This is a genomic window from Streptomyces sp. NPDC058678 (genome assembly GCF_042714835.1).
GTDB lineage: Bacteria > Actinomycetota > Actinomycetes > Streptomycetales > Streptomycetaceae > Streptomyces.
Window position 1 is genome coordinate 22981 of record NZ_JBHXSG010000055.1, and the last position, 21564, is coordinate 44544.

Genomic DNA, 21564 nt, shown 5'->3' on the forward strand with positions numbered 1-21564 from the left:
GCCGCGTAGACATCGCTGGGCTTGGAAGCAGCCGTAGCGGCTGTCGGCCGCCCCGTTCGAGCCAGGTGCGGCAGGTGCTGACGGATCCGACTCAAAGGAGCGGTTGGGCCGTGGCGCGTTCCTGCCCACGGGTCGCTCGGTGATCGGATCAACCGCTAGGCTCCCCCAGCGCACGCGTCCGTCGCGTGCCGGGGGACGAGTCTGAGCAGGGAGTACCGGGGGTAATGGGGGACATGGCCGAGGAAGTCGTCGCGCCAGAGAAGGGCCCGAACGCATGGGCTCAAGCCATCACGGCGCTGGTCCTTTGCGGGGCGCTCGGGGGCGGCCTGTACGTGGTTCAGAAGAACGAAGCCGAGGCCGCCGACAAACCGGCGGTCTGCTCGGTCGGCGACAAGGACGAGAAGGCCGCCGAGGAGGCGAAGGCGGCGCAGCGCGTCTCCGGAACGGAGCTGTGCAGGGCGCTGAACCGCGGGGAGCTGCCGGCACTCCTCGGCACGCCGCAGGAGCACGCGCTGACGGCCTACGGCAGTGACGGTTCGGTCGAGATGGCGGGCGGGACCGACATCCCCATGCCTGAGGGGACCGTCCGGTTGGACACCTACACCGTGAAACTCTCGCGGACCTACGACGACCTTCCGATCGCGGGCATGGAGGACCTGCTGAACGACGCGGAGAAGACGACGATCCTGGGACACCCCGCGGTGCTCTACTCGGGCCAGACGATCGCCATCCGCTTCAACCTCGGCGGCGGCGAGTCCGACACCGGCCCCGGCGGCATCGCCCGCACCCTGGTCGTCTCCCCGGACACCAAGGACGGCGGCGGCTCCTACGAACTCGCCATCTGGCGGCAGGACAACATGCGGCCGGACGACACGGCACTCCTGCGCATCGCGCAGGAGGTGCTGCCCACCGTCCCGGACTGGACGGCCGCCGGCTGACAGGCGCTTTCACCGCGTCGCACGCCGTCGACCACGCCGAGGGCCGGCCCCCAGCCCTGTCAGGCGTCGGGGGCCGCGTGGACACGTTCGCCCTCGACGAAGGTCTGTAGGACACGGGTGGCGGCGATCTCTTCTTGCGGGCCGGCGAACGGGTCGCGGTCCAGGACGACCAGGTCGGCCAGTTTGCCGACGGCGATGCTGCCGGTGGTGTCGTCGAGGTGGTTCACATAGGCGCTGCCGGCCGTGTAGGCGGCGAGAGCGGTCTGCAGGTCGATGCGCTGTTCCGGCAGGAAGGCCGGGGTGCCCTCGGGCGCGGCGGGGGCGATCCGGTTGACGGCGACATGGATGGCCTGGAGGGGGTCCGGGCTGCTGACCGGCCAGTCGCTGCCCGCGGCAAGCATGGCGCCGGAGCGCAGCAGGTCGCCGAACGGGTACTGCCGTCGGCCGCGTTCGGTGCCGAGGAAGGGCAGGGTCAGCTCGTCCATCTGTGGTTCGTGGGCGGCCCACAACGCCTGCATGTTGGCGGTGGCTCCCAGGTCACGGAAGCGGGGCGTGTCGTCGGGATGGACGACCTGGAGGTGGGCCAGGTGGTGGCGGGTGTCTCGCCGGCCGTTGGTGGCGCGGGCGGCCTCTACGGCGTCGAGTGCCTCACGCACCGCTCGGTCGCCGAGGGCGTGGAAGTGGACCTGGAACCCGAGAGCGTCCAGTTCGGTGACGTACTTCTTCAGCTCGCCGGGATCGACGAAGCTGATGCCGCTGTTGTCGGAGGCGCAGCCGCATCCGGTGAGGTACGGGTCGAGCAGGGCGGCGGTGTGGTTCTCCGCGATGCCGTCCTGCATGATCTTGACGGTCGTGGCGCGGAACCGGTCGCGGCTCAACTCCTCGCGCCGCTGGACGAGTTCGGGGATCTGTTCGGCTCCGCGGGCGCGGTCCCACCACAGGGCGCCGACCACCCGGGCGGTGAGCAGGCCGTGCTCGAGGGCCGCGTGGTAGGCGGGGGACGGGTCGGTCATGTTGGTGTAGGCGCCGATGATGGCGTCCTGCCAGGCCGTGACGCCGTAGGAGTGCAGTACGGCTTGGGCGCGCAGGAGAGCGGTGAGCTGTTCCTCGGGCCCGGGTTCGGGCACGAGTCGGGCCACGAGGTTGGCGGCGCCTTCCTGGAGCATGCCGGTGGGGTTGCCCTCGTCGTCGCGTTCGATGCGACCGTCGGCGGGGTCCGGGGTACGGGCGTCGATGCCGGCGCGTTCGAGGGCGCGGGTGTTGGCCCAGGCGCCGTGGTGGTCGCGGTTGGGGAGGAAGACCGGCCGGTCGGGGACGACCGCGTCGAGCAGGGCGGCGGTGGGGGTGCCACCGGTGAAGGCCTCCATGGACCAGCCGCCGCCGGTGATCCACTCGGCGTCCGGGTGCTCGTCGGCGTACGCCTTGACGCGCCGCAAATACTCCGCCGGATCGGTCGTGTCGCCCAGGTGGCACAGCCCGAGTTCGATGCCCGCGCCCTGGGGGTGGACGTGCGCGTCCTGGAAGCCGGGCAGCAGCAGTCGGCCTGTGAGGTCCACGATCTCGGTGCGGGGGCCGATCAGTTCGTGGACCTCGTCGTGGCCGACGGCGACGATCCGTCCGCCGCGCACGGCCACAGCGGTGGCGCGGCTGCGGGCGGGATCGACGGTGTGAACGGGTCCGCCGGTCAGTACGAGATCGGCGGCCGGAGAGAGGGACATGGGGTTGGTCTCCAGATGGGGGGTCAGACCGCCGTGCGGTCCATGGGCAGGGTGAGGGCGTCGGCGTCGGTGCCGCGCCCGGTGCTGAAGTAGGCAGAGCGGCGGAGGTACTTGGCGACAGCCGCCATGACGACGCCGGAGAGGACGATGGCGGCGGGCACGGAGAACATGAACCAGCCGTTGTCGGGGCTCAGTTCGAAGTGGTCGCTCATGGTCAGGTAGGAGTAGGCGAGGTATCCGCCGAGGCCGAGCAGGACCGCCCCGGAGACGGCCGGCACACCGACCGCGAGCAGCGCCTCGCGCGGCCCGTCGTGTCGTGCGGCGCGGAAGCGGACGGCGCAGGCGAGCGCGGTGAGGCCGTAGTAGAGGGCGACGACCAGGCCGATGGCGTTGACGGCGGCCAGCAGCATGTCGCTCAGCTTGGGGATGGCCAGGGCGAGCAGGGCGATGCCGGTGGCGATCGACATGACGATGACGGTTCCGGCGGCGGGGGTGCCGTACCTCGGGTGGACCCGGGTCCACACCGGCCCCATCGTGCGGTCGCGGCCCATGGCCAGCAGTCCGCGGGCGGTGGGGATGACGGAGGACTGGACGGAGGCGACGGCCGAGAACATCAGGGCGAGCAGCGGCAGGCTCGCCCACGGTTCGGAGGCCAGCTTGGCCCCGAGATACGGCAGGGCCTGCGGCCCGTTCTCGATGAGTTCGGGCAGGCTCATCTCGCGTTGGAAGGCGACCGACGCGAAGAGGAAAAGGCCGAGCATGGCGAGCAGGGCGATGAAGCCGCCGCGGGCAGAGTCTCCCGGGTTCTTGGTCTCCTCCGTGACGCTGAACGCCGCGTCCCAGCCCCAGAAGAAGAACACCGCGAGAACCAGGCCCTGGGCGAAGGCGGTGCCGCTGGATATCTCGAAGGGGTTGAACCAGGACAGGGAGAACTCCTGCCGGCCGGTGACGAGCGCCCAGGTGCAGAAGACCAGCAGGACGGCGTACTCGAAGACCAGCAGGCCGAACTGGAGCCGGGTGGCGCTGCGCACGCCGGTGACCGCCAGGACGGTGACCGCGGCGAGGACCACCATTCCGACGCAGGTGCTCACGGCGGTGGAGGTTGGGTCCAGGGCGATGCCGGCGAGTCTGTTGAGACCGGCCCTGTTGGCGAGGATCAGGACGACCGAACCGGTGACCGCGCTGGTGTAGGCGAGGAAGATCATGGTGCCGACGACGGTGACCCAGCCGGTCAGGAAGCCCGGCCAGGGCCCGAGCGACTTGCCCACCCACGTGTAGCCGTTGCCGCAGTTGGGCTCGGAGCGGTTGAGGCGGGCGTAGGCGGTGGCGATGCCGAGCACGGGGAGGAACGCGAGCAGGAGGAGGGCCGGGGCCTGGAGGCCCACGGTGGCGGCGATGGCCCCCATGCCGATGGCGATGCTCGTGGTGGCGGCCGTGCTGGAGGCGGCGATGGCGACGCCGTCGACGACGCCGAGGGATCGGCGCAGGCCTGCGGACGGGCCGCCCGAAGGGATGGATGACATGGCGGGGCTCCTCGCGAAGAGGGAGGAAGGCGGGAGGGAAGAGCCGTGCGGAGATGTGATGGAACAACGGACGTCCGCTTAGCGTCAATCCTGTTGACATAAGGTGCCGCGGACCGTTCACTGAGCGAGCTGAAGCCCGTCGTGTGGCAGGAGGAGCCCGGCATGCCGACCCGAGTCCCGCAGGAGCGCAGGCGCCGTCGCCCCACCCGCTCAGGAGTCCTGCTCTCCGAGGACCTGATCGTGGAGACGGCCCTGCGGCTGATCGGCGAACACGGCCCCGAGGGGCTCAGCGTGCGTCGCCTGGGCACCGCGCTCGGCTGCGACCCGACCGCGCTCTACCGCTACTTCCGCGACACCGACGATCTGCTGCTGGCCATCGCCGACAAGGTCATCGGTGATGCCATGCGGGGGTTCACACCCGGTCCCGACTGGGTGGCGTCGCTGCGTGAGATGGCGCTGCGGGTGCGTGCCGGATACCTCGCCCATCCACGTGCCGCCGCCATGGCCTCGTACCGCGTCACCCGTCGCGCGAACGAGATCCGCGCGGTGGAGACCGGAGTCGGCCTGCTGCTGTCGGCGGGCTTCGAGCCGCGCCGCGCCGTCCGCCTCTACCTGGCGTTCATCGACACCGTCCTCGGTCACGCGGCCATGGACGCGGCGTGCCTGGCGCTGCCCCGGCACCAGCGCGAAGCCGACCACCAGGCATGGACGGAGGTCTACCGGACGGTGAGCCCCGAGGAGTACCCGACGCTGACCGCAGTGCGCGAGGAGCTGGACGCCATGGTGGACAGCTCTTTCGAGGAGGCCGTGGACCTCCTGCTGACCGCCCTCGCCGCGAGCGCTCCCGCCGGGCGGCGCGGGCAGACATGAGGACGGTCGTCGTCGGTCACGGCCTTCTACAGGTACATCTCGCGTACGTCGTCTCCGTCGGTCACGCCCCTCACGCCTGTTGCTTGGCGTCGATCTCGGCGATCAGGGCCTCGATGCGGGTCTTGATCCCGTCGCGGATGGGCCGTACGGCTACGACACCCTGGCCCGCCGGGTCCTCGAGGGCCCAGTCGAGGTACTTCTTGCCGGGGAAGATCGGGCAGGCGTCGCCGCAGCCCATGGTGATGACGTAGTCGGATGCCTGGACGGCCTCGGTGGTCAGGATCTTCGGCTTGGCGTCGGCGATGTCGATGCCGACTTCCTTCATGGCCTCGACAGCGGACGGGTTGACCTGGTCGCCCGGGATCGAGCCGGCGGAGCGGACCTCGATCCGGTCGCCGGCGAGATGGGTGAGGAATCCGGCGGCCATCTGTGAGCGGCCGGCGTTGTGGACGCAGACGAACAGCACGGAGGCGAGCGGGCTGGAGGACATCGGTTCTTCCTTCACGCGGTGGTGGAGCGTTGATGTGGGGTGCGGGTGCGGGGTGCGGGGGTTCAGGTGCTCGGCAACGACGCGAGCGTTTCGGTGGTGCGGGCGTCGCGGGCGTCGGTCTCGCCGCGGACAACCGCTATCGGGGCGTTCTCGGCGTCGGCGACGGGACGGTCCGTACCAGTGGAGGAGGCGCTGACGCGGCGTGCTGAGCGGTGGGCCGACAGGGCCGCGGCCGGCTGCGAGCGGTCGGCGTTGCGGCTGCGCACCAACAGCACCCGCGGCAGTCCGACGCCCCGTGCTCCCGCACTGTGGGCGGGCGCCTCGCGGCGTACGACGGCACGGTGCTCGGCGAGGACAACGAGGCGGGTGCCTATCCGTGCGTCCTCGGCGAACCGGGTGGCGGAGTCGACGATGAGGCCCTGGACGGTGTCCGCCGAGGACTGGCCTCGGTAGCGGGTGCCCGGGTGGGTCGAGCCGGTCGCGCGACGGTCATCCGGCGGGAGGGGAGGCGGGGACGAAGCCATGAGGGCCCCTTCGTGGTGTTGCCGGTCCCAGAGATCAGGTCGGGATGATGTCAGCCTGGACTGATGTGAAAGTATCAGCCCATGATGACGTCAGTCGACACTGATCTGATCCGGGTTCTGGCCGATCCGCTCAGGCTTCACATCGTGACCCTGCTCGCCCGCGAGACGTTGTGCACGACCCACCTGGTGGAGGAGACCGGTGCACGGCAGACCAACCTCTCCAACCACCTGAGAGTGCTGCGCGAGGCAGGGGTCGTCGAGACGGAGCCGTGCGGGCGCTTCACGTACTACAAGCTGCGCCCGGACGTCATCGCATCGCTCGCCGGGCAGTTCGCCGATCTGGCCGAGTCCGCCCGCAGTGCCGCCGACAACAAGAGGGCCTGTCCGTGACCCACACCGAAGTACCCGCGGCCACCGAGGAATCGGTCGTCGCGAAGCTGTCGACGCTCGACCGCTTCCTCGCCGTCTGGATCCTCGCCGCCATGGCCCTGGGCCTTGGACTCGGCCGTGCCGTCCCCGGCCTGAACGACGCCCTCGCCAAGGTCGAGATCGGTGGTATCTCGCTCCCCATCGCCGTCGGCCTGTTGATCATGATGTACCCGGTCCTGGCCAAGGTCCGCTACGACAAGCTCGACGCGGTCACCGGTGACCGCAAACTGATGATCTCGTCGCTGGTCATCAACTGGATCGTCGGCCCGGCCGTCATGTTCGCGCTGGCCTGGATCTTCCTCCCGGACCTGCCCGAGTACCGCACCGGCCTGATCGTCGTCGGCCTCGCCCGCTGCATCGCCATGGTCATCATCTGGAACGACCTCGCCTGCGGCGACCGCGAGGCCGCGGCCGTCCTCGTGGCCCTCAACTCGGTCTTCCAGGTGCTGACGTTCGGTCTGCTCGGCTGGTTCTACCTCGACCTGCTGCCCGGCTGGCTGGGCCTCGGAGACGGCGAGCACCTGGACATCTCCATGTGGAAGATCGCGCTGAACGTCGTCATCTTCCTCGGCATCCCGCTGCTGGCCGGCTTCCTCACCCGCCGCCTGGGCGAGAAGAAGATGGGCCGCGAGTCCTACGAGTCCGGCTTCCTTCCGAAGATCGGCCCTTGGGCTCTCTACGGCCTGCTCTTCACGATCGTCATCCTCTTCGCCCTGCAAGGGAAGACGATCACGTCGCAGCCACTGGACGTGGCGCGGATCGCGCTGCCGCTGCTCGTCTACTTCGCGGTCATGTGGTTCGGCACGTTCGCGCTCGGCAAGGTCATCGGCCTGGCCTACGACCGCACGGCGACCCTCGCGTTCACCGCGGCGGGCAACAACTTCGAGCTGGCCATCGCCGTCGCCATCGCCACCTTCGGCGTCACCTCCGGCCAGGCCCTGTCCGGCGTGGTCGGTCCGCTCATCGAGGTCCCGGTGCTGGTCGCGCTCGTCTACGTGTCGCTGGCCTGGCGCAAGAGGTTCACCACTCCCGCGCTGACCACCGGGGGTGACGCTCGCTGACGCACTGCCGCACGCGGCACGCGGCCGGCACGGCTGTCGGTGTCCGCCGCGACTGTCGCACCGCGATCTGTGAGACACGCGCCGCATCAGTGGTGCACGAGATCCGTCGCGGATCGATGCCCGCTGCGCCGTGCCGGCCCCCGGCCCGCACGGTGCGATGCCCCACGTGCGCGGCGCGGCAGGCGGCATGACGCCGCACGCCGATGTAGTGGTGATCGGCTGCGGCCAAACCGGAGTCGCTCGCCGATCGCCGCGATGACCGCCCGCGCAGTCACGCGTTGCCGCCCGCCGCGTACTGACGGGCGGCGCCCGGTGGCGCCGTTGCGGGCAGGTGCGTAGAACGAGCATGGCCGACAGCGCGGCGACCACGGGCGGGGTGACCTGGTAGAAGACCCAGTGCCGCGTCGCGCGGTGGTGAACGGCCGGCTTGGCGAAGAGTCTTCAGGTGGTGGGAGACGGTCGGCTGGGACGCGCCGACGTCGGGGATGCGGCTCCATGAGCCCTGACTTCGACATGCGTCTATGTTGACACTCATCGATATGGGTGGCAGGCTCCAGGCATGCGCAACATCGACGGGCATCGAAACAAGAGGCTGCCGTGACGGCACCGATCCGCACCGCTTTCACCGCAGCCCGGCCCCGCCGTACGGCTCGTCACCTGGCCGGCGTCAGCTTCCGCGACGGCTGCGCCCAGGTCGGCGACAGCTCCCGCCCGGCCACGGCCCACCAGCGACGCACCCCGTCCGCACTCTCCTTCGCCCGCTGATTCGTCCCACCTACTCAGGGAGATCGACCACCATGAGCGAGCAGCAGCAGCTCCCCGTCGTCGTCATCGGAGCCGGCCCCGTCGGCCTGGCCGCGGCCGCCCACCTCGTCGCGCGCGGCATCGAGCCCGTGGTCCTGGAAGCCGGACCGGCCGCAGCCTCCGCGGTGCGCGGGTGGAGCCATGTGCGCCTGTTCTCCACCTGGGGCGAGGTCACCGACCCGGCCGCCGAAAAGCTCCTCGCCCCGACCGGCTGGACCAAGCCGGACGCCACCGGCTACCCCTCGGGCGGCGACTGGGCCGAGCAGTACCTGCAGCCGCTGGCGGACGTCCTGGGGAACCGCGTCCGCTACGGCGTGACGGTCACCGGTGTCTCGCGCACCGGCCGCGACCGCATCGTGGACGCCGATCGCGAGGGCCAGCCCTTCGTCCTGCACCTCACCACCGCCGACGGCCGCGAGGAGCGCCTCTTCGCGCGTGCCGTCATCGACGCCTCCGGCACCTGGACCACGCCCAGCCCGGCCGGGGCCGACGGACTGCCCGCCCTTGGCGAAAAGGCCGCCGCCGACCGCGTCACCTACCGTGTGCCCGACCTCAGGGACCCGGCAGTCCGCGCCCGTTACGCCGCCAAGCGCACCGCCGTCATCGGCTCCGGTGCCTCCGCCTTCACCGCGCTGGCCACCCTCGCCGACGTGGCCCGGGACGAGCCCGGCACCCACGCGGTGTGGGTGCTGCGGCGCGGCATCAGCGGCTCCACGTTCGGCGGCGGTGAAGCCGACCAACTGCCCGCCCGCGGCGCCCTGGGCCTCGCGGCCAAGGCGGCAGTGGACGACGGCCACGCCGACGCCGTCACCGGCTTCCGTACCGAGGTGATCGAGCGGGCGGACGACGGGCGGCCGGTGCTGGTCGGCGAGGACGGCCGACGCCTGGACCCCGTCGACGAGGTCATCGTGCTCACCGGCTTCCGCCCGGATCTCTCCTTCCTGTCCGAGGTCCGTCTCGGGCTGGACGAGCGCCTTCAAGCACCGGTGGAACTGGCGCCGCTCATCGACCCCAACCAGCACTCCTGCGGCACCGTCTACCCACACGGCCACAGGGAGCTGTCCCACCCCGAGCAGGGCGTCTACCTGGTCGGCATGAAGTCCTACGGCCGCGCCCCCACCTTCCTCGCCATGACCGGCTACGAGCAGGTCCGCTCCGTCACCGCAGCGATCGCCGGCGACTTCGAGTCCGCCGACCGCGTCGAACTCACCCTCCCCGAAACGGGTGTGTGTGGCGGAGCCGGCCTGTTCGACGACCCGGCAGCCGGACAGGCCGACGCGGGCGGCTGCTGCGCCCCGGCGCCCGCGCTCGTCCAACTCGGTGCCGGTGCGCCCAACGCGGTTGTCGTCGAGGAGGCACCGGCGGGCGGCTGCTGCGGCTCGTGAGCAGCCTCGACACCTCTGACCACGGGGCAGAGACCGGAACCGGGGACCGGTCGCGGCCCCGTGCCGCCCTGCCCGCCCTCTGCCTCACGCAGGTCACGAGCTGGGGCATCGTCTACTACGCCTTCCCCGTGCTGAACCCGCAGATCACCCACGCCACCGGGTGGCCGACCGGAGCGACCACGGCCGCGTTCTCCCTCGCCCTGCTCGTCTCCGCCGTCACCGGGATCCGCGTCGGCCGGGTCATCGACCACCGCGGGCCGCGCGCCGTGATGACCGCCGGATCGGTCCTCGGGGTGCTGAGCATCCTCCTCGTCGCCGCCGCCCCGAACCTGCCCGTTTTCGTCGCCGGCTGGCTCCTCGCCGGGGTGGCGATGGCATCCACCTTCTACCAGCCCGCCTTCGCCGCCCTCACCCGCTGGTGGGCCCCGGACCACGTCCGCGCCCTCACCATCGTCACCCTCGCGGGCGGCCTCGCCTCCACCGTCTTCGCACCCCTGACCGCGGCCCTTGCCGAGCACCTGTCCTGGCGTGCGACATACGCCGTGCTCGCCCTGGTGCTCGCCGCCGTGACCATCCCCGCCCACGCCTTCGCGCTCGACGCACCCTGGCCCAAGGCGCCGCCCGCCCCTGCTCGCATCACCGGGGGCTCGGAAGAGGTGTCCCGCAGTCGCCCCTTCTGGATGCTGGCCGCAGCCCTGACCCTCTCCGCGTTCGCCGTCTCCGCCGTCGTCGTCGCGCTCGTGCCCCTCCTCCTCGAACGCGGCTACTCCACCACCGAAGCGGCCTGGGCACTCGGCCTCGGCGGCGCCGGCCAGACCCTGGGCCGCACCCTGTACGCGACCATCGCCCGCCGCACCCGGACAACGACCCGCACGACCGCTCTGATCGCGCTGGGCGCGCTGACCACAACGGCCCTCGCGCTCGTACCCGGCCCTTACTCCCTGCTGGTAGCTCTGTCCGTCGCGGCCGGAATGGTCCGCGGCAACCTCACCCTCCTTCAGGCCACCGCCATCACCGACCGCTGGGGCACCACCCACTACGGCCGCCTGTCCGGACTGCTCGCCGCGCCCACCACCGCAGCCTCCGCACTGGCCCCCTTCGCCGGCGCCGCCTTGGCCGCGCCACTGGGCGGCTACCCTCAGCTGTTCGGGCTCCTGGCACTCATTGCCGGACTCGCCGCCCTGGTCACCTTCGGGACCGAACCGCGCGCCGGCCGACTCTGAGCCGGTGACGGTGCCCGGTCGGACCACCGGGCACGAGTAGCGCTGTGAGCAGTGGTGCGAGCAGAGGTGTGAACCGGACTTCGTACAGCCGGGCAGCGGCCCGCCCCCCACCCGGAACGACGGGGCGGGTGCCGGACCGCTGCGTACTGGTCGGGCCAAGGCTGTCGGCAGCCGAACAGCTCAGGGCCGCTGGACAGAGGGGCAACCGTGCCACCCGGCCAGGAGCAGACGGCTTCGCCGCCGTCCAGGCGGGGCCGGAGTATGGCTCGTGCGCCCTCGCTGCCCGCGACGGCTTGTCTACGCGTTCTTCGGTTCCGCCTGCTGCAGGACCTCGAAGGACCACAGTGTGGATCCGCTCGCTGCCGGCTTGGGACGCTCACCGCCCTTGGCGTCACCGCCCTGGTGGGCCGTCTTCATGGGGCCCTCCATCCATGCCTGGAAGGACTCCTCGTCGCGCCACCGGGTGTAGACGAGGTAGTTGTCGGTGCCTTCGACGGGGCGGAGGAGTTCGAACCACTCGAACCCGTCGGAGTTCTCCACGGCGTGGGCGCGGGAAGCGAAGCGCTTCTCCAGCGTCTCGCGCTGCTCGGTGGGGACGGTCAGTACGTTGATCTTGACTACGCTCATGGGACCCATCCTGGCCTATGGCGGCCGACAGCCGGGGAGCGGCTCGTACATCACGCGACTTCGAGGGGTCGAGGCCGTGGCCTCATCTCCGGCATGACGACGAACCGAAAGGTCCATGCCGCGTAGACGGCCAGGACACATCCGGGCCGGCTTCTCCCGCCACTGGACACCAGATGCACAGCCGGTCATCGACGGCTTGTCCTCGCGTGCGCTGTCCGAGATCTTCCGTCTCGAGCGCACCCGCAATCATCTGCAGCCAGGAGACGTCAGCGCGGCCGTGCGCCTGCGGAAGGACTACGTCCATCGTCCCGAGGGCCGGCTGTGGCACGACTACGAGTGGGGCAACGTGCACTACTGCTGCGCCGGCCCGCTCGAAGCCCGGGCCCTCCTCGACACCGTGATGCAGGCCGTTTCACCTCGCAGCGCGCGTGAACTGCGCCGGGTCGTCAGCAGGTTCGACGCCGTCTGGAACCAACCTTCACCGCCTTACGACGCAGGCGCAGGCTGAAGGAAACCTCCCGATCACTCTGCCGGGCAGCCGTCGTGACGGTTGGTTGGACCTCGTGCACCGGGTCGTCGCGCTCCGGGCTGCGGGCGAGAAGGCGGCGGGCGGAAAGCGGCGGCATTTCAGCCCGTCCGGCGTTTGAGGACGAGCGCGAAGCGCGACTTGGGGGTCTGGGGGGGGGCGCGGCCCCCGGGGACGGGACGGGAAGGGGCGGCGGGGGCGAAAACGCACAAGGCTCCTGGCCGCGGAGCTGAGCCGACACAGGCGCGGCCGCGACGAGGGTCTGGTGTGTGGCGGCACCGCCGTTCCGCCGAAGAGCAGCTGCGAGGACGGCCCGTCGGCCGGGTCCAGAGGTCGCTTCTCAGGAGCGGACATGCAGCAGCTTGCGGGTGAAGCGATGCATGTGCGGGTCCAGAGAGCTCAGCGGCTCGTCGAGCACCTGCTCGGGCGTCAGCCATCGGATCGCCGTGAACTCCTCTTCGTCATAGGAAGTGATGCTGTCCGCGTGGGCGCTGATGACATACCAAAGGGAAACGTCGGTGTGCTCGCCCTGTCCCTTGGTTCGGGTGACGGTGAGGAAGACCGGTCGCTCTCCGGCGAACTCCGAGGCAACCGCCGAGACACCCAGTTCCTCACGGCACTCGCGCTCGACCGCGGCCCACGGGTCCTCGCCCGGTTCCACATGTCCACCGGTGGGAAGCCACAGGCCGGCCTTGCGGTGCGCGACAAGCAGGAGTTTCTCGCGCTCCTCGTCCAGAACGACGAAGTAGCTCACCAGATGCCTGTCCGGCACATCAGGCTTTCGCATCCTGTACACCGGGGCACTGCCGGAAAGCCACTTGGCGGCGATGCCCAGGTGACTCCGCTCCAGTTCGTCCCAAGGGTCGATGCCGTCGACGAGCTCCACCAACTGAGCACGACGACGCCCGTCATGGGCACTGGGCAAGCTGTGAGACGCGGTCATCCACGCATCCTGGCACGCGGCCGTCAGGAGACCGTCGCCGCGCGGCCGCGAGTACGTCGGGCGCTGTCCTCGGCCGGAGCCCCGGGCGTGGCCCTGGGGGGAGCGCTCTTCCACCGGGCCGCGCCGGAAGGCCCAACGGCCCACCCCCTTTCAGGAGGCGGGCCGTGCGCCGCTGCCGACGGAGTACGCCGATGCGAGGACGGCCGTCGCGGTCGACTCGGCCAGTGGGTGAGCCCTTCCGCCTGGTCGTTGCCGGGCAGGTGTCGTGGCGTACGAACCTCTCTGTCCGGGTGAACGGGGCGCATCCCTCGGCGACGAGGCCGGCCGAGGCGCCGATGTCACGTGCTGGTCCGCACATCCCTGCGTTCGGCGCCCAGGCGGATGAAGAACGCGAGGAGGTCGGGGCTGTCCACGGCCGCGGGGTTGACGACCTGGGCGGCGGGGGCACCTTGCAGGAGGCGTTTGACGGGGACTTCCAGCTTCTTGCCGGTGCGGGTGTGGGGGATGCCCGGGACGGCGAGGATCTCGTCGGGCACGTGGCGGGGTGAGGCGCCGGTGCGGATGGCGTGACGGATTTTGTCCCGCAGGGCGTCGTCCAGTTCCACTCCGGCCGCGGGGACCACGAACAAGGGCATCCAGTAACCCCCGTCCGGTTCCTCGGCACCGATGACCAGGGATTCGGCGATCTCCGGCAGGCGTTCGACGACGTCGTGGATGTCGGCGCTGCCCAGGCGTACGCCGTTGCGGTTCAGGGTGGAGTCGGAGCGGCCGTGCACGATCACCGAGCCGTGCCCCGTGACCGTGATCCAGTCGCCGTGCCGCCACACGCCGGGGTAGGCGGTGAAGTAGGCGTCGCGCAAGCGGGTTCCGTCGGGGTCGTTCCAGAAAAACAGCGGCATGGACGGCATGGGGCGGGTGACGACCAACTCGCCCACCTGGTCGACCACGGGGAATCCCTCGGCGTCGTACGCGGACAGGGCCACGCCCAGATGAGGCGCGGACAGTTCCCCGGCCCAGCCGGGCGTGGTGGGGGCGCTGCCGGCGAAGCCGGAGACGACGTCCGTGCCGCCGGTGATGGAGGCCAACTGGACGCGCTCGCCCACGTGGTCGCGGACCCAGGGGTAGGCGGAGGCGGGCAGCGCGGAGCCGGTGCAGCCGACGGCGCGGATCGACGACAGGTCGTGGACGGACGGGTCGATGCCGAACTTGGCCATGCCGAGCAGGTATTGGGGGCTGGTGCCGAAGAGGGTGACGCGGTGGCGGGCGGCCAGGTCCCACAGGACGTCCGGGCGGGTCAACGGGGCAGGGCTGCCGTCGTAGGTGCAGGTGGTGGCGCCGGTGAGGAGGGTGGAGGCGACCAGGTTCCACATCATCCAGTGGGTGGTGGTGTACCAGAGGAGGCGGTCGCCGGGGCCCAGATCGGAGTGGAGGCCCAGGGTCTTCAACTGCTCCAGCAGGACGCCGCCGTGGCCGTGGACGATGCCCTTGGGCAGACCGGTGGTGCCGGAGGAGAAGACGACCCACAGGGGGTGGTCGAACGGCACAGCTGTGCAGGCGAGTTGCTCGGTGCGGGTGACCGCGTCCTCCCAGGCAAGCGTCAGGGCGGGGTTGTCGCCCTGCGGCCAGGGCAGACCCACGTGGTCCACCAGCACGGTGGCCTTGAGGGTGGGCAGCGACCGTGCCAGGTCCAGGGCGGCGTCGCGGCGGTCGTGGGTCGTGCCGTTGAAGAGGTAGCCGTCCGCGGCGATCAGCACCGTGGGTTCCAGCTGGCCGAAGCGGTCGGCGGCGGCCTGCGGAGCGTAGTCCTGGCCGCACACCGACCAGACGGCGCCCAGGCTCGCGGCGGCGAGGAACGCGATGATCGCGTGCGGGGTGTTGGGGAGGTAGCCCACCACCCGGTCACCCTGGCCGACACCCAGGTCGCGCAGGGTGGCGGCGACGGAGGCGACCTGGGTGCGCAGCCGGTCGCCGGACACCTCGTAGGCGGCTCCGGTCTCGTCCAGCGCGATGATCGCCGGCCGGTCGTCGCCGTGGTGACGCAGGGCGTGGTGGGTGTAGTTGAGGGTGGCGCCGGGGAACCAGCGGGCGCCCGGCATCTTCTCCTCTTCCAGCACCTTCTCGTACGGTGTGGCCGCGTCGACGTCGAAGTACTCCCACACCGCGCTCCAGAACCCTTCGAGGTCGGTGACGGACCAGCGGTGCAGGGCGGCGTAGTCGGTGTAGTCGTAGGCGTCTTCGACGTGGCGCTGCCGCGCGAGCCGGCGGCCGAAGTCCGCGATACGGCTGTGCGCGGCCGTCTCCGGGGCGGGGGACCAGAAGGGGTCCGGGGCCGACGGTGCGGCACTTGTCGTGGTCATCGCGCGGTGCTCCTCAGGAGTGCGGGGCGGTGGGTCGTGCACAGCAGGGGCGCCCAGGCCGCGGCGTCGGTGAAGCCGCCGCGTCCGGTGGGCACGCTGTCCAGGACGATGCGGTCGGGGCGCAGGAGTACGGCGTCCGCGCGGCCGTCGTGCAGCCAGGCGGCGAGGGTGCCGTCGTCACCCACCTCGTCCACGGGGACGATCCGGGCACCGAGCCCCTCGGCGACGGCCCGCGTCGACGGCATCAGGGGTACGGCGGTCAGGACGGCGAAGGAGTCCCCGAGTACGTCGTCGAGGCGCGTGCGCCGGCCGTCGGCGGTCACCCAGGGCTGGGGGCAGCAGGTGCCCGAGAGGCGGCCGCGCCGGATCAGCGGGCCGGAGGTCAGGGCGGGGCTGATGCTGCGGCCGGCCAGGCCCGCCACCCCCGGGACGCGGCACGCGGCACCCAGCAGGGTCCGGCGGATCACGGCGGCGCGGTCCTGGCCGCCGGTCATGGCCCAGCCCGTCGCGACGGCGAGGCGGATCACATGGCGGGCGTGCGGTTTGCGTTCGCTCTCGTAGGTGTCCAGGAGCCGTTCGTCGGCGCCCTGTTGGAGGACGCGGGCGAGTTTCCACGTGAGGTTGTGCGCGTCGCGTATGCCTGAGCACAGGCCCTGCCCGATGAAGGGCGGAGTGAGGTGGGCGGCGTCGCCGAGCAGGAAGATCCGGCCCCGGCGCCACCGGTCGGCGAGATGGGCCCGGAAGGTGTAGCGGGCCTGCCGGATCACCTCGAAGTCGTCGCCGTGCGAGAGGGACACCCACGGGGCCACCAGAGCCAGCAGCCGCTCCCGTCCGTGCGCGCCGTCGAGGCTCTCCCCGTCGCGGAGCCGGAACTCCCAGCGGTAGCGATCCTCGCCTATGCGCATGAAGGTGCCGGGCCTGGCGGGGTCGCAGACCTGGTCGACGCCTTCCCAGGACCGCACATGGGCGCGGGTGCGGACGTCGATGGCGGTCCAGTGCTCCTCGAAGAGCAGGTCCTCCCAGCCGGCGCCGATCGCGTCGCGGGTGAGGCTGCCCGCCCCGTCGCAGCCCAGTACGGCGTCGGCCCACAGGTGGGTCTCGCCGTCGTCCCCGCGGACGGTCACGCTCACCGGGCCGTCGCCGTCCTGATGCACGGCGGTCACCTCGACGCCGCCGCGCAGCTCGCACTCCGGACGCCTGGCCAGGGCGTCCCGCAGCAGGCGTTCCAGCTGCGGCTGGTCGAACATGCTGGTCTGGGGAAAGCCGTGGTGCCCGTGCGGGGAGCGCCGGAACTCGGCCATCACCCGGTGCCGGGCGTCCAGCAGGCGCAGCCCGTTGGAGGGCCGTGCGACGGCGGCGAACTCCGCGTCGATCCCGGCGGCTTGGAGGATCCGCCGGATCTCGTCGTCCATGGCGACCGCGCGCGGCAGCGGGTAGACGTCCCGGTGGCGCTCGAGGACGACGGAGCGGACTCCGTGCCGGGCGAGGAGGAGGGCGGTGGTGACACCCACCGGCCCGGCCCCGATGATGACGACGGGCAGGCGTGGCGCCCCGGTCGCGATGTCCCGTTGCCCGACGGCGTGGTCTGTGGTCATGTGCGGCTCGTCTCGTGTCTCAGTTCGCGTCGGTCACGGGTGTGCGTTGCTCACCGAGGTCGATCAGCCCGTCGGGAGTCGCGATCGTCGCCGTGATCACGTCGCCCTCGTGGAGGTAGCGGGGATTTTTGGCCTGGCTCTTGAAGAACGCCTTCCACTTGACGGCGGGTGGCAGCAGCGCGCCGAGCTTCTCCACCGGCTTGGGCGGGGCCTTGAGGGCGGTGCCGCCGGGGGTGCCGGTCAGCAGCAGGTCACCGGGGTCGAGGGTCTGGAAGCGGGCGAGCAGCGTGAGCGCCTGCGCCGGGCGGAGGATCATGTCGGCGAGGGTGCGGTCCTGACGCAGCTCACCGTTGACGGACAACCGCAGCCGCAGATCGAGGAGATGGGCGAAGTCCTCCGGCTCCAGCAGCGCCAGGTACGGACCGGTCGGCGTGAAGGTCGGGTACGACTTGCTCTCGTAGAACTGCGTCTTGGTCAGCTGGACGTCACGGGCGCTGACGTCGTTGGTCACCACGAGCCCGGCGACGTACGCCGGCAGGTCCTGCTCGGTGACGACGGTGCCCACGGGCAGGGGAGCGCCCATGACCAGGCCGAGTTCGACCTCGTAGTCGAGGAACCGTACGTGCGCCGGCCGGACGACCGCGTCGTGCGGGCCGCTGACCGAGCCGGACGCCTTGCGGAAGAAGGTGGGCGGGATCTCTCCGGTGAAGCCCGAATCGCGGGCGTGGCTGCGGTAGTTGACCATCTGGGCGACCACCCGGCAGGGCGTGGTGACCGGGGAGAGTGCGACCAGGTCGGCGAGCGGCGTGCCCGGCTCGCCCGACGCCGCGGCCTCGCGTACGGCGTCACGGTCGGCGAGGAGTTCGGCGGTGGTGACGGCCTTGGTGTCGACGCGGACGGCGCGGTCGCCGAGGGCGACCCACCAGCCGTCGGCGGTGCGCGTGACGTTGGTGCTCATGAGTTCATCGCTTTCAGCAGGCCCAGAAGCCGGGCGGGGTCGAGTTCGTTGTCGCCGCGCAGGGCACGCAGCGCCTCGCGGACCTTGGCGGGAGAGGGATTGGTGCCGAGGAAGTCCCGGGTCACCGGCGGCCCCCATTGCGCCAGGCCGCTCGCCGACATGGGAGACCAGCCGGGCTCCACGTCGCGGGAGAAGAGATCGCCGTCGGCGAAGTGCTCCAGCATGAAGCGGTCCGGGTCACGCCAGTAGTCGAAGAGCTGGCTGCCGAAGATGTGTCGGCCGATGCCCCAGCTGCGCCGGTAGCCGCGCTCGGCGAGGTACTCCCCGCCCGCCGCGATCGAGTCGAGGTCGGTGACCTGGTAGGCGGAGTGGACATAGCCCGTTTCCGGCCCCAGATGCATCGCCAGCGTGTGGTGGTCCACCGGGATGCTGCCCTGGTCGCAGCGGATGAACGCCATGACCGGGCCGCGCTCGCGCTGACCGTCCAGGAAGTGGAAATCACTGACGATCATGCCGAGGGTGTCCAGGTACCAGTCCAGGGCACGGGCGAACACCCGTGTTTGCAGGACGACATGACCGAGCCGCTGAATGCGTGACGGCTCGCGCGGCGGGCGCTGTGTGACGTTGGTACGACGGTGATCCGTCCCGAAGTTGAGCAGGAGCGGCCGCTGTCCGGGCAGCGCCGGCAGTTCCTCTCCCCGGTGCACGACCCGCACCGGAAGGCCTGAGGGGTCGAGCAGGTCGACCACCTTGCCGCCGCCGGGCGCGTCCACGTCCCGCACGGCGGATTCGGTCGCGCGGGCCAGCCGGTCCACATCGGCCCGTTCTGCCGCGCGGAACGCCGGGCCGATGAAACGGGACGTGCGGCCGCGCCGGATCACCATGCAGGGCGAGCCGGCGAAGGTGCCCCGCAGCCACAGCGCGCGCTCATCGCGGGCGGCGACCCCGAAACCGAAGTCGCGGGCGAACACCTCCGCGCGGTCGAGGTCGGGTTTCTCGAACTCCAGCCAGGCCAGGTCGGCCACCTTGATCAGCGGATTGCGGGAGCGCCCGGGGCGTTCGCCGCGCAGGGCGCCCTCCTCGCTGTGGAGGTCCTGGTGAGCTGTTTTGACGTCGTCGTCGACGTGCGTGTGGGACACGGTGCCCTCCAAGCGACATTGCCGTAATGAGGAAATCATCAGCTCTGAGTATTTGATCGTCAAGGGCTCCAACCGGCGAAGTGATGGATTCGTCAGGAATGTGATCGCCGCCGCCGAGTCGATAAAAGTCACCGCATGCCGACCCCAGCCCCGCCCAGCAACCGTTTCGCACGACGCCGCGCCGAGACCCGCCAGGCGCTCGTCCGCGCGGCCCGGCAGATCCTGGCCGAGACCGGAGACACGAGCGCGAGCATCCAGGCGATCGCGGAGCGCGCCGACGTGGGTTTTCGGCACCTTCTGCAACCACTTCGAGTCGAAGACGGAACTGTTCGACACGGCGGTGGTCGACGCGCTCGAGGAGTTCGGCCAGACCGTCGACCGGCACCTGGAGGGCACCGATGACCCGGCCGAGCTCGTCGCGGCCGGCCTGCGGCTCAGCGTGCGGATGGTCGACTCCCACCCGGAGCTCATGCAGGTACTGCGCCACCGCGGACTCGGCCACATCCGCTCCCACCGGGGGCTGGCGCCCCGAGCCCTGCGTGACCTGGAACGCGGCGTCGCCGCGGGCCGCTTCGTCGTCGCCGACCCGACCGTCGCCCTGTCCGCGCTGGGCGGGTCCTTGCTGTCCCTGGTGGAGCTGAGGTTCGCCCGCCCCGAACTCGACGCCGACGAGGCGACCGCCAACCTGGCGGAGATGGTTCTGCGCATGCTGGGGGTGCCCGCGGAAGGCGCCCGCGACATCGCCCGTCACCCCCTGCCCGACCTGGCCTGACCGCGGATACCGGTCGGAGGTGTTCGGGAGGGGGCGCAGGGGCCGGACTTCAGCCGACCTTCGTGTGGTTCTCCTCCCTCGCGTCCGCTCCTTCGGCGGCCGGACCTTCCGACCGGCGCTTCCCCGCGCCGGAGCGGCCGGGCAGGACCGCCAGGACGATCAGCGCACCGGCGGCCATGACGATCCCGCCGACCATGCTGGTCTGGGCGACACCATGGGCGAATGCCTGATGGACGGCGTCGACGAGGGCCTGGGCCTGCTGCGGTCCGGCGGCCGGGTCCTTCGCGACCTGTTCGGCGACGGCCAGACCGCCGCCCACCGAGTCCTTGGCGGTGTCGAGGGCCGCGGCCGGCAGCTGCCCGCCGACCAGGCCGGTCAGCTCGTCCCGGTAGCTCGTGCCGAGGAGTGAGCCGAGGACCGCGATGCCGAGGGAGGCGCCGAGTTCCAGTGCGGTGTCGTTGGCGCCGCCGCCGACGCCCAGCTCGGCCTCGGGGAAGGAGTCCATGATGGCGTCCGTGGCCGGGGACACGCTCAGTCCGATCGCGAACCCGAGCATCATCATCGACGCCAGGAAGTCGGTGTACGTCGAGCTCTTGTCGACCTGCGTGAGCAGGAGGACCCCGGCGGTGCCGATCGCCATGCCGGCGACGACCGACGTCTTCATGCCGAGCAGGGGGGTCAGCCGGCCGGTGAGAGCGGCGCCGACGAAGACCGCACCGGCCAACGGCAGCAGCCGTACGCCGGTCTGCAGAGCGTCGTAGCCCAGAACGAACTGCAGGAACTGGGTGGAGTAGTAGATCGCGCCGAAGGTGCCGAAGAAGAAGAACAGCACCGCGAGCATCGACCCGCTGAAGGGCCGCAGCCGGAACTTGCGCACGTCCAGCATGGGACGCGGGTGCCGCAGCTCCCAGGCCACGAAGGCGACGAGGCCGACGGCCGCGACCACGGCCGCGGTGACAGGTCCGGCGCCCCAGCCGAAGTGCGGGCCCTCGATGGTCGCGTAGACGAGGCAGCCGACGGAGACGATGGAGAGCAGGCCGCCCACGTAGTCGATCCGGCCCATGCCCTCGGCCTTGGACGGCGGTACGAGGAAGAGCGCCCCGACTATGGCAGCGACGACGATCGGGACGTTGATCAGGAAGGTCGAGCCCCAGGCGTGGTCCTCCAGCAGCCAGCCGGCGACCAGGGGGCCGACGGCGATGGCGAGGCCGGAGGTGGCGGTCCAGGCCGTGATGGCCTTGGCGCGCTCGCCCCGCGGGAAGGTGGCGACCAGCAGGGACAGGGTGGCCGGCATCACCACGGCGGCGCCGACGCCCATCACGGCCCGGGCCGTGATCACCAGTCCGGTCCCGTCGACCAGGCTGCCCATGACGGAGCCGCCGCCGAAGATCACCAGACCGGCGATCAGGGCGCCACGGCGGCTGTACTTGTCGCCGATCGCGCCCAGCACGAGCATCAGCGCGGCGTACGGGACGGTGTAGCCGTCGATGACCCACTGCAGATCGCTGCTGCTCAGACTCAGATCCCGGGTCATGTCGGGGGCGGCCACGATCAGCGACGTGTTCGCCATGACCACGATCAGCAGGCTCAGACACAGCACCAGCAGTGCCCACCAGCGCCGTGGGTACGGCCCGGTCATCTTCTCGACGGGGGTCTGTGCCAGGAGGGACATCGAAGGCTCC

The 21564-nt window shown here is 71.1% G+C and carries 20 protein-coding genes and 1 pseudogene; 9 read left to right on the top strand and 12 right to left on the bottom strand.

The window, feature by feature from the left end:
* Window positions 1–233: 233 nt before the first annotated feature.
* Window positions 234–938 carry a DUF6215 domain-containing protein gene (locus ACFWWR_RS36350; RefSeq protein ID WP_384307829.1) on the top strand — a complete coding sequence of 235 codons (705 nt, stop codon included), beginning with the start codon at window positions 234–236 and terminating at the stop codon, window positions 936–938.
* Window positions 939–997: 59 nt separating this feature from the next.
* On the opposite strand, the gene ACFWWR_RS36355 is transcribed toward ACFWWR_RS36350, so the two are convergent.
* Both ACFWWR_RS36355 and ACFWWR_RS36360 read right to left on the bottom strand, forming a co-directional pair.
* On the bottom strand, window positions 998–2656 hold the full coding sequence (locus ACFWWR_RS36355) for an amidohydrolase (RefSeq protein WP_383864286.1): 1659 nt from the start codon (window positions 2654–2656) through the stop codon (window positions 998–1000).
* 23 nt (window positions 2657–2679) lie between these two features.
* Entirely contained in the window at window positions 2680–4179 is a 1500-nt protein-coding gene (locus ACFWWR_RS36360) for an APC family permease (RefSeq protein WP_383864283.1), read from the bottom strand.
* Window positions 4180–4341: 162 nt separating this feature from the next.
* Here ACFWWR_RS36360 and ACFWWR_RS36365 point away from each other — a divergent pair, with 162 nt between their 5' ends.
* Window positions 4342–5049 carry a TetR/AcrR family transcriptional regulator gene (locus tag ACFWWR_RS36365; protein ID WP_383864280.1) on the top strand — a complete coding sequence of 236 codons (708 nt, stop codon included), beginning with the start codon at window positions 4342–4344 and terminating at the stop codon, window positions 5047–5049.
* A 70-nt stretch (window positions 5050–5119) separates the two neighbouring features.
* On the opposite strand, the gene ACFWWR_RS36370 is transcribed toward ACFWWR_RS36365, so the two are convergent.
* Together ACFWWR_RS36370 and ACFWWR_RS36375 are read right to left on the bottom strand one after the other, a co-directional pair.
* Complete coding sequence (locus ACFWWR_RS36370) at window positions 5120–5539, bottom strand: arsenate reductase ArsC (protein ID WP_383864277.1); 420 nt, start codon at window positions 5537–5539, stop codon at window positions 5120–5122.
* 62 nt (window positions 5540–5601) lie between these two features.
* Window positions 5602–6063, bottom strand: coding sequence for a hypothetical protein (locus ACFWWR_RS36375; RefSeq protein WP_383864274.1), 462 nt, complete (start codon window positions 6061–6063; stop codon window positions 5602–5604).
* Between the two features lie 81 nt (window positions 6064–6144).
* Between ACFWWR_RS36375 and ACFWWR_RS36380 the strand changes: the two genes are divergently transcribed.
* Both ACFWWR_RS36380 and arsB read left to right on the top strand, forming a co-directional pair.
* Window positions 6145–6453 carry an ArsR/SmtB family transcription factor gene (locus ACFWWR_RS36380; RefSeq protein ID WP_384307832.1) on the top strand — a complete coding sequence of 103 codons (309 nt, stop codon included), beginning with the start codon at window positions 6145–6147 and terminating at the stop codon, window positions 6451–6453.
* Window positions 6450–7553 carry an ACR3 family arsenite efflux transporter gene (gene arsB / locus ACFWWR_RS36385; protein WP_384307835.1) on the top strand — a complete coding sequence of 368 codons (1104 nt, stop codon included), beginning with the start codon at window positions 6450–6452 and terminating at the stop codon, window positions 7551–7553. The genes ACFWWR_RS36380 and arsB overlap by 4 nt, the downstream gene beginning before the upstream one ends.
* Window positions 7554–7824: 271 nt before the next feature.
* Here arsB and ACFWWR_RS36390 read toward each other — a convergent pair whose 3' ends face one another.
* Window positions 7825–8133 carry an ArsR family transcriptional regulator gene (locus ACFWWR_RS36390; protein ID WP_384307838.1) on the bottom strand — a complete coding sequence of 103 codons (309 nt, stop codon included), beginning with the start codon at window positions 8131–8133 and terminating at the stop codon, window positions 7825–7827.
* 17 nt (window positions 8134–8150) lie between these two features.
* On the opposite strand from ACFWWR_RS36390, the gene ACFWWR_RS36395 reads away from it, so the two are divergent.
* Genes ACFWWR_RS36395 through ACFWWR_RS36405 form a run of 3 tightly spaced genes read left to right on the top strand, consistent with a single transcriptional unit; the run spans window position 8151 to window position 10965 of the window.
* The gene (locus ACFWWR_RS36395) at window positions 8151–8318 is read left to right on the top strand and encodes a hypothetical protein (protein WP_384307841.1); all 168 of its coding nucleotides are present in this window, start codon (window positions 8151–8153) and stop codon (window positions 8316–8318) included.
* A 32-nt stretch (window positions 8319–8350) separates the two neighbouring features.
* Entirely contained in the window at window positions 8351–9742 is a 1392-nt protein-coding gene (locus tag ACFWWR_RS36400) for an NAD(P)-binding domain-containing protein (RefSeq protein WP_384307844.1), read from the top strand.
* A complete protein-coding gene (locus ACFWWR_RS36405; RefSeq protein ID WP_384307846.1) occupies window positions 9739–10965 on the top strand; it encodes an MFS transporter in 1227 nt (408 codons plus the stop codon). The genes ACFWWR_RS36400 and ACFWWR_RS36405 overlap by 4 nt, the downstream gene beginning before the upstream one ends.
* 297 nt (window positions 10966–11262) lie before the next feature.
* Here the strand turns inward: ACFWWR_RS36405 and ACFWWR_RS36410 are convergent, their stop codons facing one another.
* Window positions 11263–11592, bottom strand: coding sequence for an antibiotic biosynthesis monooxygenase family protein (locus ACFWWR_RS36410; protein ID WP_383864268.1), 330 nt, complete (start codon window positions 11590–11592; stop codon window positions 11263–11265).
* A gap of 115 nt (window positions 11593–11707) precedes the next feature.
* Between ACFWWR_RS36410 and ACFWWR_RS36415 the strand changes: the two genes are divergently transcribed.
* Window positions 11708–12100 carry a hypothetical protein gene (locus ACFWWR_RS36415; protein WP_384307849.1) on the top strand — a complete coding sequence of 131 codons (393 nt, stop codon included), beginning with the start codon at window positions 11708–11710 and terminating at the stop codon, window positions 12098–12100.
* Window positions 12101–12458: 358 nt separating this feature from the next.
* Here the strand turns inward: ACFWWR_RS36415 and ACFWWR_RS36420 are convergent, their stop codons facing one another.
* The 5 genes from ACFWWR_RS36420 to ACFWWR_RS36440 all read right to left on the bottom strand — a co-directional run bounded on the left by ACFWWR_RS36420 (window position 12459) and on the right by ACFWWR_RS36440 (window position 19110).
* Entirely contained in the window at window positions 12459–13061 is a 603-nt protein-coding gene (locus ACFWWR_RS36420) for an NUDIX hydrolase (RefSeq protein WP_384307852.1), read from the bottom strand.
* Between the two features lie 338 nt (window positions 13062–13399).
* A complete protein-coding gene (locus tag ACFWWR_RS36425) occupies window positions 13400–15418 on the bottom strand; it encodes an acetoacetate--CoA ligase (RefSeq protein WP_383864259.1) in 2019 nt (672 codons plus the stop codon).
* Window positions 15415–17013 carry a bifunctional 3-(3-hydroxy-phenyl)propionate/3-hydroxycinnamic acid hydroxylase gene (locus ACFWWR_RS36430; RefSeq protein ID WP_384307854.1) on the bottom strand — a complete coding sequence of 533 codons (1599 nt, stop codon included), beginning with the start codon at window positions 17011–17013 and terminating at the stop codon, window positions 15415–15417. The genes ACFWWR_RS36425 and ACFWWR_RS36430 overlap by 4 nt, the downstream gene beginning before the upstream one ends.
* A 19-nt stretch (window positions 17014–17032) precedes the next feature.
* Window positions 17033–17971 carry a fumarylacetoacetate hydrolase family protein gene (locus ACFWWR_RS36435; protein WP_384307857.1) on the bottom strand — a complete coding sequence of 313 codons (939 nt, stop codon included), beginning with the start codon at window positions 17969–17971 and terminating at the stop codon, window positions 17033–17035.
* Entirely contained in the window at window positions 17968–19110 is a 1143-nt protein-coding gene (locus tag ACFWWR_RS36440) for a VOC family protein (RefSeq protein WP_384307860.1), read from the bottom strand. The genes ACFWWR_RS36435 and ACFWWR_RS36440 overlap by 4 nt, the downstream gene beginning before the upstream one ends.
* 135 nt (window positions 19111–19245) lie before the next feature.
* Between ACFWWR_RS36440 and ACFWWR_RS36445 the strand changes: the two are divergent.
* Window positions 19246–19882 (top strand): annotated as a pseudogene (locus tag ACFWWR_RS36445) (TetR/AcrR family transcriptional regulator).
* Between the two features lie 49 nt (window positions 19883–19931).
* Here ACFWWR_RS36445 and ACFWWR_RS36450 read toward each other — a convergent pair.
* On the bottom strand, window positions 19932–21554 hold the full coding sequence (locus ACFWWR_RS36450) for an MFS transporter (RefSeq protein WP_384307862.1): 1623 nt from the start codon (window positions 21552–21554) through the stop codon (window positions 19932–19934).
* Window positions 21555–21564: the final 10 nt, after the last annotated feature.